The sequence below is a fragment of the Sinorhizobium sp. CCBAU 05631 genome, from assembly GCF_002288505.1.
In the GTDB taxonomy this organism is placed as follows: Bacteria; Pseudomonadota; Alphaproteobacteria; order Rhizobiales; family Rhizobiaceae; genus Sinorhizobium; species Sinorhizobium fredii_C.
On record NZ_CP023063.1, the window covers coordinates 106,742 to 120,608 of the forward strand.

The 13,867-nt window shown below is 64.1% G+C and carries 12 protein-coding genes; 8 read left to right on the top strand and 4 right to left on the bottom strand.

What is annotated here, in order from left to right; translation table 11 throughout:
- Nucleotides 1-23 precede the first annotated feature (23 nt).
- Together SS05631_RS00505 and SS05631_RS00510 are read right to left on the bottom strand one after the other, a co-directional pair.
- Nucleotides 24-455 carry an RbsD/FucU family protein gene (locus SS05631_RS00505; protein WP_037420585.1) on the bottom strand — a complete coding sequence of 144 codons (432 nt, stop codon included), beginning with the start codon at nt 453-455 and terminating at the stop codon, nt 24-26.
- Entirely contained in the window at nt 456-1,688 is a 1,233-nt protein-coding gene (locus SS05631_RS00510) for an ROK family transcriptional regulator (protein WP_095677898.1), read from the bottom strand. It abuts the gene before it with no gap.
- 263 nt (nt 1,689-1,951) lie between these two features.
- Here SS05631_RS00510 and SS05631_RS00515 point away from each other — a divergent pair, with 263 nt between their 5' ends.
- From SS05631_RS00515 to SS05631_RS00545, 7 genes are all read left to right on the top strand, one after another.
- Complete coding sequence (locus SS05631_RS00515) at nt 1,952-2,977, top strand: sugar ABC transporter substrate-binding protein (protein WP_037420581.1); 1,026 nt, start codon at nt 1,952-1,954, stop codon at nt 2,975-2,977.
- A 303-nt stretch (nt 2,978-3,280) separates the two neighbouring features.
- A complete protein-coding gene (locus SS05631_RS00520; RefSeq protein ID WP_037420580.1) occupies nt 3,281-4,366 on the top strand; it encodes an ABC transporter permease in 1,086 nt (361 codons plus the stop codon).
- Nucleotides 4,366-5,148 (top strand): ATP-binding cassette domain-containing protein, encoded by a 783-nt coding sequence (locus tag SS05631_RS00525; protein ID WP_037420579.1) that lies wholly within the window; start codon nt 4,366-4,368, stop codon nt 5,146-5,148. Before SS05631_RS00520 ends, SS05631_RS00525 begins: the two co-directional genes overlap by 1 nt.
- Nucleotides 5,145-5,765, top strand: coding sequence for a nucleoside triphosphate hydrolase (locus tag SS05631_RS00530; RefSeq protein WP_037420577.1), 621 nt, complete (start codon nt 5,145-5,147; stop codon nt 5,763-5,765). The genes SS05631_RS00525 and SS05631_RS00530 overlap by 4 nt, the downstream gene beginning before the upstream one ends.
- 145 nt (nt 5,766-5,910) lie before the next feature.
- On the top strand, nt 5,911-6,948 hold the full coding sequence (gene pyrC / locus SS05631_RS00535; RefSeq protein ID WP_037420575.1) for a dihydroorotase: 1,038 nt from the start codon (nt 5,911-5,913) through the stop codon (nt 6,946-6,948).
- Nucleotides 6,949-7,010: 62 nt separating this feature from the next.
- Nucleotides 7,011-7,709 (top strand): orotate phosphoribosyltransferase, encoded by a 699-nt coding sequence (locus tag SS05631_RS00540; protein ID WP_037420573.1) that lies wholly within the window; start codon nt 7,011-7,013, stop codon nt 7,707-7,709.
- A 42-nt stretch (nt 7,710-7,751) separates the two neighbouring features.
- A complete protein-coding gene (locus SS05631_RS00545) occupies nt 7,752-8,678 on the top strand; it encodes a carbohydrate kinase (protein WP_037420571.1) in 927 nt (308 codons plus the stop codon).
- A 54-nt stretch (nt 8,679-8,732) separates the two neighbouring features.
- Here SS05631_RS00545 and pgi read toward each other — a convergent pair whose 3' ends face one another.
- Nucleotides 8,733-10,358 (bottom strand): glucose-6-phosphate isomerase, encoded by a 1,626-nt coding sequence (pgi, locus tag SS05631_RS00550; protein ID WP_037420568.1) that lies wholly within the window; start codon nt 10,356-10,358, stop codon nt 8,733-8,735.
- Between the two features lie 234 nt (nt 10,359-10,592).
- Nucleotides 10,593-12,293, bottom strand: coding sequence for a long-chain fatty acid--CoA ligase (locus tag SS05631_RS00555; protein WP_050988274.1), 1,701 nt, complete (start codon nt 12,291-12,293; stop codon nt 10,593-10,595).
- Between the two features lie 391 nt (nt 12,294-12,684).
- On the opposite strand from SS05631_RS00555, the gene SS05631_RS00560 reads away from it, so the two are divergent.
- Nucleotides 12,685-13,860, top strand: coding sequence for an AI-2E family transporter (locus SS05631_RS00560; RefSeq protein ID WP_095677899.1), 1,176 nt, complete (start codon nt 12,685-12,687; stop codon nt 13,858-13,860).
- Nucleotides 13,861-13,867 lie beyond the last annotated feature (7 nt).

Below are 13,867 nucleotides of genomic sequence, written 5' to 3' on the forward strand. Positions count from 1 at the left end.
GCGTCGGCGGGTTCTTTGCATTATCACGCGGGATAGATCACGCCCTTGCGCAGAATGACATTGCCGTAGAGGCGCGGTTCGCTGGTCTGCACGACCGTGTGGGCGGCTTTGACTCGCGGATAGAATTCCGGGCCGAGAAGCGGAACGACTGGCTGCGACGGCTCGTGCCTGCGGCAGCATTCGATGATGTCCCGGTGCACCGGATCGAGCGCATCCCTGTCCTGCTTGACCGTCGCGCGGAAGATCGCCTCCGGCACGAAGTCGTCGATCGGCAGCACGCTGAGGATGGCATCGAGGATCGGGATCAGATGATGGCCGTCGAGCCGCACCAGCCGGCGGGCATGCTCCTGGCCCGGATAGTTCCCGTCGACGAGCGCGATCTCGTCGCCATGCCCCATCGCCCTGAGCGCGGCAAGCAGTTCCGGGCTCAGGATGGGGTCGATTCCCTTTAGCATCTAGGTAAGCTCCTTGAAGAGGACATTGGTGTCGAGCAGATAGCGGGAGAAGAGCGGCAGGCTCGCACCGCCGATCGCCCGGGCGTGGCTCCCGACCGCACCCTCGACGAGGTCCGGAACCGTGACGCCCTGAAGGTCGAGCGCCTGCAGCGCCTTGCGGGTCGCGGCCAGCAGGCGCGCCCGCGCCCAGGGCGGGAAGCCGCCGTCGATCACTGCGGCGGAAAAATCGACTATGGAAACGGCCGAGACTATGGCCTGGGCAAGGGCTGCCGCCGAATCTTGGATCCAGATTTCGAGCGGCTCGCCGAAATCGATCCAGTCGTCGGCCGAATACCAGAGCGGCTTCGGATCCATGTCGCGCTCGCGCAACAGTTTTTCCAGGACGAAGACCGAGGCGATCTTCAGCAATTGCGTCGTCTTGCCGTCCTTGGCCGAGACAGGCAGCGGACCGACGGCGCCGGCCGTGCCGGTGCGGCCTGAGAACAGCGCGGAATTGATGACGACGCCGCCGCCGATGAACGAGCCGATGTAAAAATAGACGAAGTCCGGATAGTTGGCGCCGACGCCGAAGGCGAGTTCCGCCCCGCAGGCGCTGGTGCCGTCGTTCTGGAGGAAGACGGGGTGCGGCGTGCGCGCGGCGACCGCAGCCTGCAGGTCGAAATTGCGCCACCGGTCCATCTCGTGGTGGGGCGCGCCCACTTCCTCGGCCCAGTTCCACAGTTCGAACGGCGTCGCAATGCCGACGCCGGCGATGCGCTTGCGATCTGCGGGGCTGAGCTGCCTTTCGAGCTTCTCGATGCCCTCGACGATGAAGGTGACGAGGTCGTCGGGCAGCGGATAAGTGTGGATTTGGTGTAGATGCAGGCGGATGGTGCCGAGAAAATCCATCAGCACCAGGTCGGCGCTGCGGCGGCCGATCTTGACCCCGAAGGAATAGACCGCATCCGGGTTGAGGCGCATCGGGATCGAGGGCTGACCGACGCGGCCACGCACGGGTTCGCCGCGGATGAGCATCCCGTCGGCTTCGAGCGACCGCATGATGACGGAAACGGTTTGGGCGGAAAGTCCGGACCGGCGAGCGATCTCCGCCTTGGACAGGCTGCCGTGGCGACGCACCAGCGACATCACCAGCCGCTCGTTATAGGCGCGCACGCGCGTCTGGTTCGCCCCGCCGCTCGGGTCGATCACATCCGGCTGTGCGGATCCCCGGTGGGGGTCCCCTATCAATGACATGCCACCGTCTCCTCCCGTTGGCACTTTTCGCGCAGAATGTCTCGTCATTCCGTACGCTCACCTGGCCGCCGCCCCGCCCCACAGGACCGGCTGCTGCACGGAGAATGCCACATCCAGATAATAATTCAATTTGATTTATTTATTGACACCCCGAGAAATTGGTGTTTGATTGACGCTCGGAAGCGCCGCCCGCAGGAGGAGAATGCTGCGGCGGCGAAGCCTGAAGGCCGGTACCGGCCCTATTTGAACCTTGGGAGGGTTTGATGAAGAAAACTGTTCTTTCCACCGCACTCGGCGCGCTCGCTCTCGGCGTTGCCTTCGCGTCGCCGTCGCAGGCGGCGGACGTCTCTGCCTGCCTCATCACCAAGACCGATACCAACCCCTTTTTCGTGAAGATGAAGGAAGGTGCGACCGCCAAGGCCCAGGAACTCGGCGTCACGCTGAAGTCCTATGCCGGCAAGGTCGACGGTGATCACGACAGCCAGGTTGCCGCTATCGAATCCTGCATCGCCGATGGCGCGAAGGGCATTCTCATCGCCGCCTCCGACACCAAGGCAATCGTCGACCAGGTCAAGAAGGCGCAGGACGCAGGCGTTCTGGTGATCGCGCTCGACACGCCTCTCGATCCGGCGACGGCCGCAGACGCGACATTCGCCACCGACAACCTGCTGGCGGGCAAGCTGATCGGCCAGTGGGCGGCCGCAACCATGGGCGAGGGCGCGAAGACCGCAAAAATCGGCTTTCTCGACCTCACCCCGTCGCAGCCGACGGTCGACGTCTTGCGCGACCAGGGCTTCATGATCGGCTTCGGCATCGATCCCAAGGATCCGAACAAGATCGGAGACGAGGACGATCCGCGTATCGTCGGCCATGACGTGACGAACGGCAACGAGGAAGGTGGCCGCACGGCGATGGAAAACCTTCTGCAGAAGGATCCGGACATCAACGTCATCCACACCATCAACGAGCCGGCCGCTGTCGGCGCCTACCAGGCGCTGAAGGCCGTCGGCAAGGAGAAGGACGTGCTGATCGTATCGGTCGACGGCGGTTGCCCGGGCGTCAAGTCTGTTGCCGAAGGCGTCATCGGCGCCACCTCGCAGCAATATCCGCTGATGATGGCGGCGCTCGGCATCGAGGCGATCAAGAAATTCGCCGAGACCGGCGAGAAGCCGAAGCCGACCGAAGGCAAGGACTTCTTCGATACGGGCGTAGCGCTCGTCACCGACAAGCCGGCCGCCGGCGTCGAATCGATCGACACCAAGGTCGGCACGGAGAAGTGCTGGGGCTGATCGCCCGCTTGGTCCAGAAGCAACCGACAGGGAAGGGCGGCCCCGGCCGCCCTTCGCTTAAGCGCCGATCTCTTTGACAAGGCGCAAAACCTGCGCAAATTTGAGAGCGGGATAGACGAAAGTCGCGAGGCGCTTTCGCGCGCGTACCGCTCTGGCTTCTCGGAACTGCCACGGTTGATCTGGATGGATAGCCCGGACCTGCCGTGACCGAAAAAGGTTCTGAACCCTGCCGCGACGACCGGCGGGCCGCGCATCCGGCAATAATGCGCCCCCTTGAGAGTGGGGGTTATGGGAGGAGTCTCCATGGCCGAGCCAAACACAGCCGCACAGCCATCCCAGGAATTCGAAAAGGTCCTGGTCAACAGTTCGACGGATGTGGCGTCCTTCGACACGCACGACAAGACGCCGCTCCAAAGAATCCAGCATTTCCTGCATTCGACGCCGGCCGCGGTGCCGTTCGTCGTGCTTGTCGCATCGATCCTCGTTTTCGGGCTGGCGATCGGCGGCAGGTTCTTCTCGTCCTACACGCTGACGCTGATCCTCCAGCAGATTGCCATCGTCGGCATGTTGGGCGCGGCGCAGACGCTGGTGATCCTGACGGCCGGCATCGATCTTTCGATCGGCGTCGTCATGGTCATCTCGGCCGTCGTCATGGGCAATTGCGCCGTGACCTACGGCCTCCCGGCGCCGCTTGCCGTGGCGGCCGGCTTCCTGGTGGGCGGCGCCTGCGGCTTTCTGAACGGCCTTCTGGTTTCCCGGCTGAAGCTGCCTCCCTTCATCGTCACGCTCGGCACGTGGTACGTGATCATGTCGACGAACTTCATCTATTCTGAGAACGCCACGATCCGCGAGGCGGACGTGACGGCGGTGACGCAGTGGCTGCATGTCTTCGGTGTAAGCTTCAAGATAGGCACTGCCGTCCTGACCCTTGGCGTGATCAGCATGGTGCTTCTGGTCTTCGGTCTCTGGTACGCGCTGAACCACACCGCCTGGGGACGCCATCTCTATGCGGTCGGCGACGATCCTGAGGCCGCCAAGCTCTCCGGTATCCGTGTCGGCAAGGTGCTTCTGAGCGCTTACACGATCGCCGGCCTGATCGCCGCTCTCGCCGCCTGGGTCTCGATCGGCCGCAACGGTTCGATCTCCCCGTCGGCGGCGGTGACCGACTACAACCTGCAGGCCATTACCGCGGCCGTGATCGGCGGCATTTCGCTCTTCGGCGGCCGTGGCTCGATCCTAGGTACGCTGATCGGCGCGATGATCGTCGGCGTCGTGTCGATGGGCCTCAACATGCTTGGGGCCGACCCCCAGTGGAAGGTCTTCCTGACCGGCGTCCTGATCATCTCCGCCGTCGCGATCGACCAGTGGATCAGAAAGGTAGCAGCGTAATGGCACAGGAACCCATTCTCACCGCCCGCGGTCTCGTCAAGCGCTATGGCCGCGTCACCGCCCTCGACCACGCCGATTTCGACCTCTATCCCGGCGAAATCCTCGCAGTGATCGGTGACAACGGCGCCGGCAAGTCTTCGATGATCAAGGCGATCTCCGGTGCCGTCACCCCCGACGAGGGCGAGATCCGCCTCGAGGGCCAGCCGGTGCACTTCCGCTCGCCCATGGACGCCCGCGCCGCCGGCATCGAGACGGTCTACCAGAACCTCGCTCTTTCGCCCGCCTTGTCGATCGCCGATAACATGTTCCTCGGCCGGGAGATCCGGAAGCAGGGCCTGTTCGGCAAGCTGTTTCGCACTCTCGACCGCTCGGCCATGGAAAAGATGGCAAGGGCCAAGCTCTCCGAATTGGGCCTGATGACGATCCAGAACATCAACCAGGCGGTGGAAACGCTGTCCGGCGGCCAGCGCCAGGGCGTGGCGGTGGCGCGCGCCGCCGCCTTCGGCTCCAAGGTCGTCATCATGGACGAGCCGACCGCGGCGCTCGGCGTCAAGGAGAGCCGGCGCGTCCTGGAACTGATCCTCGACGTTCGCCGCCGCGGCCTGCCGATCGTGCTGATCTCGCACAACATGCCGCACGTCTTCGAGGTTGCGGACCGGATCCATATCCACCGCCTCGGCCGCCGGCTCTGTGTGATCAATCCGAAGGAATACACCATGTCCGACGCGGTCGCCTTCATGACCGGCGCCAAGGCGCCGCCCGGCGAGGCAGTCGCCGCATGAATGTGCAGTCCTTGACGGACGAAATCCTGAAACGGGCGGCGGGCGCCGGCCGTTTCATCGTCGCCATCGCCGGCCCGCCGGGGGCCGGTAAGTCGACGCTTGCCGACGGTCTCGCCGAGGCCATCGCCGAAGCGGGGGAGCGCGTGGCGGTGCTGCCGATGGACGGCTTCCACATGGACAATGCGGTCCTCGCCGACAAGGGCCTGCTGGCGCGCAAGGGCGCGCCCGAAACCTTCGACGTGCGGGCCTTCCTTTCGACGCTCGCCGCGGTGCGCGACAATGACGGCGAGGTGCTCGTTCCGGTGTTCGACCGCACCCGGGAACTGGCGGTTGCCTCGGCCCGGGCAATTGCCCCGGAGACGCGGATCGTGCTGGTCGAGGGCAACTACCTGCTGCTCGACGAACTGCCGTGGAGCAGGCTCGACGGGGCCTTCGACTACTCGATCTTCATCGATCCGGGGATCGACGTACTCAAACAGCGATTGCTGCAACGTTGGCACGATCACGGCTACGATGAGGAGACCGCCCGGACAAAGGCGTTCGGCAACGATATCCCGAACGCTCGCCGCGTCGTCGGCAGCCGCCGCGCCAGCGATGTGGTGATCGGGGATTTCTGAAATATACTTCGAGCCATTGTCTTCGGCGGCGCAATGATGGTATCGAGGCGCGGTTTCACCACATGAGTTACCACGCCTTCAAGCGCACTGGCCGGCTTTGACGCCGCCCGCGCCGATCGGGCGCGAGCATCGGGAGAAAGCTGAAATGCAAGAGCTCGTTATCCGCCGCCCGGACGACTGGCATCTCCACCTGCGCGATGGCGGCGTGCTGCGCGGTGTCATCGGCGACACGAGCCGGCATTTCGCCCGCGCCGTCATCATGCCCAATCTGGTGCCGCCGGTGGTGACCTCTGCCGACGCCGCGGCCTATCGCGAACGCATCCTCGCCGCCATTCCGGCCGGTGACCGGTTCGAACCGTTGATGACTCTCTATCTCACCGAAGGAACCGACCCCGCCGACGTCGAGGCCGGATTCAGGAGCGGTCTGGTCAAGGCAGTGAAGCTCTATCCGGCCGGCGCGACCACCAATTCGCACAGCGGCGTCCGCGACATCACCAAGGCGATGCCTGTTCTCGAGCGCATGGCCGAGATCGGCATGCCGCTCTGCGTCCACGGCGAGGTGACGACACCGGAGGTCGACATCTTCGACCGCGAGGCCGTCTTCATCGAAACGGTCCTCGACCCGCTTCGCCGGCGGCTGCCGGATCTCCGCATCACCATGGAGCATGTGACGACGAAGGACGGCATCGATTACATCAAGGAGCATGCGGCCAACCTTGCCGGCTCGATCACCACGCATCACCTGATCATCAACCGCAACGCCATCCTCGTCGGCGGCATCAAGCCGCATTATTACTGCCTGCCGGTCGCCAAGCGGGAGACGCACCGCCTGGCCTTGCGCGCCGCTGCCGTGACGGGGGATGTGCGCTTCTTCCTCGGCACCGACTCCGCCCCACATGTCGATCCCCTCAAGGAATGCGCCTGCGGCTGCGCCGGCATCTACACGTCGGTCAATACGCTGAGCTGCCTTGCCCATGTCTTCGAGGAGGAGGGGGCGCTTGACCGGCTCGAGGCCTTCACTTCGCTGAACGGCCCCGCCTGGTATGGCCTGCCAGTGAACGAGGAAACGATCACGCTGCGCAAGGCAGAAGAGGCGGTCCGCTATCCCGCCAAGGTCGAGACCGAAGCCGGGCCGATCACGGTTTTCGACCCGATGTTCCCGCTCCACTGGGCGGTCGTCTGATCGAGAAATGTCTTGCCGCGTGACTGGAAGCCGCTTCGGGTCACGCTTCTGAAGGAGAGGTCATGTTTTCGAATGCGTTCACCGACAAGACGGTGATGGCCGAGCTGGTCGCCAAGATGCTTTGGGAAATCAAGGCGGTGCATTTCCGGGCCGACGAGCCCTACAAGCTCTCCTCCGGAATGGCGAGCCCGGTCTATATCGACTGCCGCAAGCTGATTTCCTATCCGCGCATCCGCTCGGCGGTCATGGATTTCGCTGCAGCGACGATCCTCGGCGAGGCCGGCTTCGAGCAGTTCGATGTGGTCGCCGGCGGCGAGACGGCCGGCATCCCCTTTGCCGCCATGCTCGCCGAGCGCCTCGGCCTGCCGATGATCTACGTGCGCAAAGCGCCGAAAGGACACGGCCGCAATGCCCAGATCGAGGGCCATATGCCGGAAGGCGCGCGCGTGCTGGTGATCGAGGATCTGACCACCGCCGGCGGCTCCATGTTCAAGTTCATCGACGCGATCCGCGCCGCTGGCGGCATCGTCGCGCACGGCATCGCGCTCTTCTACTACGACATTTTCCCGGAAGCCCGGGCCAACATGAAGTCGAAGGGGGTCGACCTGCACTACATAGCCACATGGCGCAATGTGCTCGCCGTTGCCCGCGAGCAAGCACTGTTCGACGAGAAGACGCTGAACGAGGTGGAAGCCTTCCTCAATGCGCCGCTCGCCTGGTCGGCCCGCAACGGCGGTGTCGGCGAACTCGCTGCCCAGTGATTCAACGCTGGTCTATGGAATAGTTTTCAAGGGAGGACGTTGATGATCGTTTGCTGCGGAGAGGCCCTGATCGACATGTTGCCGCGCGAGACGGCGGCCGGTGAAAGCGCCTTTGCCCCCTATGCCGGGGGCGCCATCTTCAACACGGCGATCGCGCTTGGCAGGCTCGGCATTCCGACCGGCTTTTTCACCGGGCTCTCCGACGATATGTTCGGCGACATCCTGCGGGAGACCCTGAAAGCGGCGAATGTCGATTTCGGCCCCTGCGCGACCCTGCCGCTGCACACGACGCTTGCCTTCGTGAAACTCGTCAACGGCCACGCGAGCTACGCCTTCTTCGACGAGAACACCGCCGGGCGGATGATCACCACCGACCATCTGCCGGCCTTCGGCGATTTCTGTGAGGCGTTGCATTTCGGTGCGATCAGCCTGATCCCCGAACCCTGCGGCTCGACCTACGAGGCGCTGATGAAGCGCGAGCATGAAAAGCGGGTGATCTCCTTCGATCCCAATATCCGGCCCGGCTTCATCAAGGACCGGGAGGCGCATCTTGCCCGCATGAACCGCATGGCGGCGATGTCCGACATCGTCAAGTTCTCCGACGAGGACCTCGCCTGGTTCGGCATGGAGGGGAGCCACGACACTCTGGCGGCCGAATGGCTGCAGCGCGGGCCGAAGCTGGTGGTGATCACCAGGGGCGCGGACGGCGCTGTCGGCTATACGAAGAACTACAAGGTCGAAGTGGCGAGCGAGCGCGTCGCGGTGGTCGATACGGTCGGCGCCGGCGATACTTTCGATGCCGGTGTGCTCGCCTCGCTGAAGCTCGATAATCTGCTGACCAAGGAACATGTCGCAGACTTGAGCGATGAGGCGGTCCGCCAAGCGCTCGCCCTCGGCGCCAAGGCAGCCGCCGTCACCGTGTCGCGCGCCGGCGCCAACCCGCCGTGGAAATATGAAATCGGGCTCTGACGCCAGCAAATCCGCGTGAAAAAGGGCGCCGGTTGGCGCCCTTTTCCCTGTCCGTCAGCGTGCCGCCTGCAGCAGTGCCGCAACGAGGCCGGCGGTCGACGAATCGTGCCCCTCGGCGCTCTCCTTGCCCTCGACGACCGGCAGCAGCCCGGTCGCCAGCTCCTTGCCGAGCTCGACGCCCCACTGGTCGAAGGAATTGATGTTGAAGAGCGCGCCCTCGACGAAGACGCGGTGCTCGTAAAGCGCGATCAGCCGGCCGAGTGCGAAGGGATCGAGCTGGTCGTAGACGAAGGTGAGCGACGGCCGGTTGCCGGTGAAGACGCGGTGCGGCGCGATCCTGTCCGCCTTTGCCTCGTCCATGCCTTTCGAGGTGAGCTGCGCCTTGGCCTCCGCAAGCGTGCGGCCCTTCATCAGCGCTTCCGATTGCGCCAGGCAGTTGGCGATCAGCAGCTGGTGCTGGTGGCGCAGATCCTTCTCGTGGCCGTTGGCGGCGATCATGAACTCGGCCGGGATGATGTCGGTGCCCTGGTGGATGAGCTGGTAGAAGGCATGCTGGCCGTTGGTGCCGGGTTCGCCCCAGACGACCGGCCCGGTCGCGAATTCGACGGGCGTGCTGTCGAGCGTCACGGCCTTGCCGTTCGATTCCATGTCGAGCTGCTGCAGATAGGCCGGGAAGCGGGAGAGGCGCTGGTCGTAGGGCAGGATCGCCCGCGACGGATAGCCGAGCACATTTCGGTGATAGAAGCCGATCAGGCCGAGCAGCATCGGGATGTTTTCGCGCGGCGGTGCGGAGCGGAAGTGTTCGTCGATCGCATGGCCGCCATCGAGGAAGCGGCCGAAATTCTCACTTCCGACGGCGATCATCAGCGGCAGGCCGATCGCCGACCAGATCGAATAGCGGCCGCCGACCCAATCCCAGAAACCGAAGACGCGGGCGGCGTCGATGCCGAATGCGGCGACCTTGTCGAGGGCGGTGGAGACCGCCGCGAAATGGTGACCGACCGCCGCTTCGCCGAGCTTGCCGGCGATGAAGGCACGCGCTGTGGCCGCATTGGTCATCGTCTCGATCGTCGTGAAGGTCTTCGAGGCGACGATGAAGAGCGAGGTCTCCGGGTCGAGCAGCTTCAGCGTATCGGCGATGTGGGCGCCGTCGACATTGGAAACGAAGTGCAGCCGCGGCCCGTCATGGAAGGGGGCGAGCGCCAGCGTCGCCATGACCGGGCCGAGGTCGGAGCCGCCGATGCCGATATTGACGACGTCGGTGATCTTCTTGCCGGTGGCGCCCTTCAAGGCGCCGGAGCGGACGTCGCCGGCGAAGGTGCCCATTGCGTCCAGAACGGCGTTGACGTCGGGCATGACGTTTTTGCCGGCGACGAGGACCGGCCGGTTCGAGCGGTTCCTGAGCGCCGTGTGCAGGACGGCGCGTTCCTCGGTGATGTTGATGATGTCGCCGCGGAACATGGCGTCGCGCTTTTCCTCGACCCTTGCGGCCTTCGCCAGCGCCTCGAGACCGTCGAGAATCCGATCGTTGACGGCGCATTTCGAATAGTCGAGGAGGAGATCGCCGAGCCTCGTGCTGAAGCGCGAAAAGCGCTTCGGATCGGCCGCGAATGCGGCCCGGATGTCGGCTGCATTGGTCTCGCGTGCAGTGGCTTTGAGGTTTTCGACAAGCGCTTTCATCGCAGGGCTCCTTGCATCGGAAATCGGCTGCGATAGCTAGTCGGTTTAGACATGGCAAATCAAGGGCAGGTGTGCACTGCAGCGAAAAAAGCGAGTGGCGAGCCCTTGTAACCGCCCCTCACCCTAACCCCGCACGTGGGGCGAGGGGACTCTGGTAGTGGGCGATGCCGCGAGCCCCTTCTCCCCGCCTGCGGCGAGAAGGTGGCGGCAGGCGGATGAGGGGCACTCCCAATGCTAGTCGCGCAGGTCCTTGCGCAGGATCTTGCCGACATTGGACTTCGGCAGTTCGTCACGGAATTCGACGTGCCGCGGCCGCTTGTAGTTGGTGAGGTTTTCGGCGCAGTGGCGCTTGACGTCCGCTTCCGTGAGGTTCGGATCCTTGCGCACGATGAAGAGCTTGACCGCCTCGCCGGAATGCGGGTCGGCAACCCCGACCGCAGCGCATTCCAGAATGCCGGGATGGGTCGCCACGACCTCTTCGATCTCGTTCGGGAAGACGTTGAAGCCGGAAACGAGGATCATGTCCTTCTTGCGGTCGACGATCTTCGTCAGCCCTGCCGCATTCATGAAGCCGACGTCGCCGGTGCGGAAGAAGCCGTCCGGCGAAATCGCCTTCGCCGTCTCGTCCGGGCGTTGCCAATAGCCGGCCATGACCTGCGGGCCGCGGATGCAGATCTCGCCGATTTCGCCGGCCGGCAGCGCGTTGCCGTTCTCGTCGCGGATTTCGACCTCGGTCGAAGGCAGCGGCATGCCGATCGTGCCGGTGAACTCGTCCGTGTCGAGCCGGTTGGCGGTAGCGACCGGCGAGGTTTCCGAGAGCCCGTAGCCTTCATGGATCGGGCAGTGCGTCATCGCGAGCCAGCGCTCGGCGACCGGTCGCTGCACCGCCATGCCGCCGCCGAATGTGAGAATCAGCGAGGAGAAGTCGAGCTTCTGGAAGTCCGAATTGTTCATCAGGGCGTTGAACAGCGTGTTGAGGCCGGGGAAGATGTTGGTCTTGTACTTGCCCAGTTCCTTCACGAAGGCGGGAATATCGCGCGGATTGGGGATCAGGATGTTGTTGCCGCCGGTCGCAAGCCCCATCAGCGAATTCACCGTAAGTGCGAAGATGTGGTAGAGCGGCAGGGCGCACATGAAGGTGAGGTTTTCCGGGCGCGGCTTGCGCAGGAAGGCCGTGTTCAACCAGAGTTCCATCTGCGCCATGTTGGCGAGAAGATTGGCATGGGTGAGGGTGGCGCCCTTCGAAACGCCCGTCGTGCCGCCGGTATATTGCAGGAAGGCGACGTCGCTCGGCCCGATATTGGGTTTCGCAAGCTGAAGCTTCTCGCCCCTGGCTAGAACCGTTCGGAACGAGAGGTGGCCGGGCAGCGACCAGGCCGGAACGAGCTTCTTCACGCGGCGTACGACGAGATTGACGACGAGGCCCTTCACCCCGAGCATGTCGCCCATGGTCGCGACCACCACATGCTTGACTTTGGTGCGGGCGACGACCTGCTCGACCGTGTGGGCGAAGTTTTCCAGCACGAAGATCGCCTTGGCGCCGGCATCGACCAGCTGGTGCTCGAGCTCGCGCGGCGTGTAGAGCGGGTTGACGTTGACGACCGTATAGCCGGCCCGGAGAATGCCGTAGACGATCACCGGGTTCTGCAGGATGTTCGGCATCATGACGGCGACGCGATCGCCTTTCGCCAAGCCGAGCGACTGCAGCCAGGCACCGATCCGGCCCGAATGGACGTTGAGATCGGCGAAGGTCAGCGACTTGCCCATTGAGGTGAATGCGGGGCGCCAGGAATGCTGCGCCACCGCATGGTCGAAAAACTCGCCGAGCGATCGGTAGGGGAGCGGTCCGATGTCGGCGGGCACGCCCGGCGGATAGGACTTGACCCAGTTCTTGCCCGCGCCGGACCCCGCCTGCTGCATGCTTGCTTCCGCCATGATCTCTCTCCCTCTGGTGGCAACGAACGGCCTTGCTCACGGCGAAGAAAAATCCCTCCCGATCTTCCCTCCCGATCGAAGATGCTGCTTTTCCAGCGTCTCTTCAAGCACTAATCGGAATTATATAACTTTGACGTAAACGTCAACAATCCGGACGTGACTGCGCATGGCGAATTTTGCCGCGAGCGTTCCTCGGTCACGGCTAAATCTGCCTGTCATGTCCGTCCGCTAGACCGGTGAAGGCGATCACGGCAAGTGTGAATTGATCCTTGATCGTCGCGATGATTTGGAGACGCCGGCTCCTTCAAGCCGAAAGCGCGGATAGACCCAGCAGACGGGCTGGCAAGCCTGCGGGATTGTTGTAAGGTTCTTGAAAGACGGAGGACTACAGGTGCAATTGGGCAATCGTGAGCGAGAAAATCCCCCGGTGGAGCCGCGGCTCTTCGGGCAGCCTGCCCATGCACGCTCGGCCCTCGTCCTGCCGATCTCGGCAGCCCGCTGGCTGCTCGTCCTGGTACTGATCGCCGGCGTCTATTTCTTTCACGGCTTCGTCGTGCCGGTGCTTGCCGCCGTCGTCATCGGCTTTGCCAGCTGGCCCATCTATCGTCGGCTGCTTCAGGCACTGAACGGCAATCGGACGCTTGCGGCGACCATTGCCATCACCTCCGTCGTCGCCTTCATCGTCGTGCCGATCTCGATCGCCGCGGCATATGCAGTGGACGAGGTGCGCGACTGGCTCGTCTGGGCGGTGGAGACCAACGTCAACGGAGCGCCGGTGCCGGCCTGGCTGACGACCATCCCCGTGGCGGGCGCCTGGCTTGGTCAGCAATGGGTGAAATATGTGGGCCATCCCGGCGCGCTTGGCGAACTGGTCCAACTCGTCAGCGGCTCCAATATCGGCAACATCTACCGCGGCGTCCTGGTGATCGGAGCCTCCGCCTTCCAGTCCTTCCTGACGCTGCTCTTCATGCTGATCACGCTGTTCTTCGTCTATCGTGACGGCCAGTCGTTTTCTAAGCAGCTCGATCGTCTCGGCGAGCAGATTTTCCCGATGCGCTGGGAGCGCCTGTCGCGCGTCGTGCCGCTGACCATCAGCTCGACGGTAACCGGCATGGGCATCATCGCGATCGGCGAAGGCATCGTGCTCGGTGTCGCCTATTGGATGGCGGGCGTGCCGTCGCCGGTGACGCTCGGCATCATCACCGGCCTCATGGCGCTCATTCCGGGCGGCGCGCCTCTCTGCTTCACCCTGGTGTCCATCTATCTGGTGGCGAGCGGTTCGCCGTTCCACGGCGTGGCGCTCTTCGCCTGGGGTACGACGGAGCTCTTCATCGTCGACAAGACGCTTCGCCCGAGGCTCGTCGGCGGCCCGATCAAGCTGCCCTTCCTGCCGACCTTCTTCGGCCTCGTCGGCGGCGTCAAGACGATGGGCTTCCTCGGCCTTTTCGTCGGCCCGGTACTGATGGCACTGCTCGTCGCGATCTGGCGGGAATGGATGCACGAGGTGGCGAACCAGCCGGAGCCGGCGGCAAAGCCGATCTCCCGCGTCGACATCGCCGCGAAATAGGATCCGC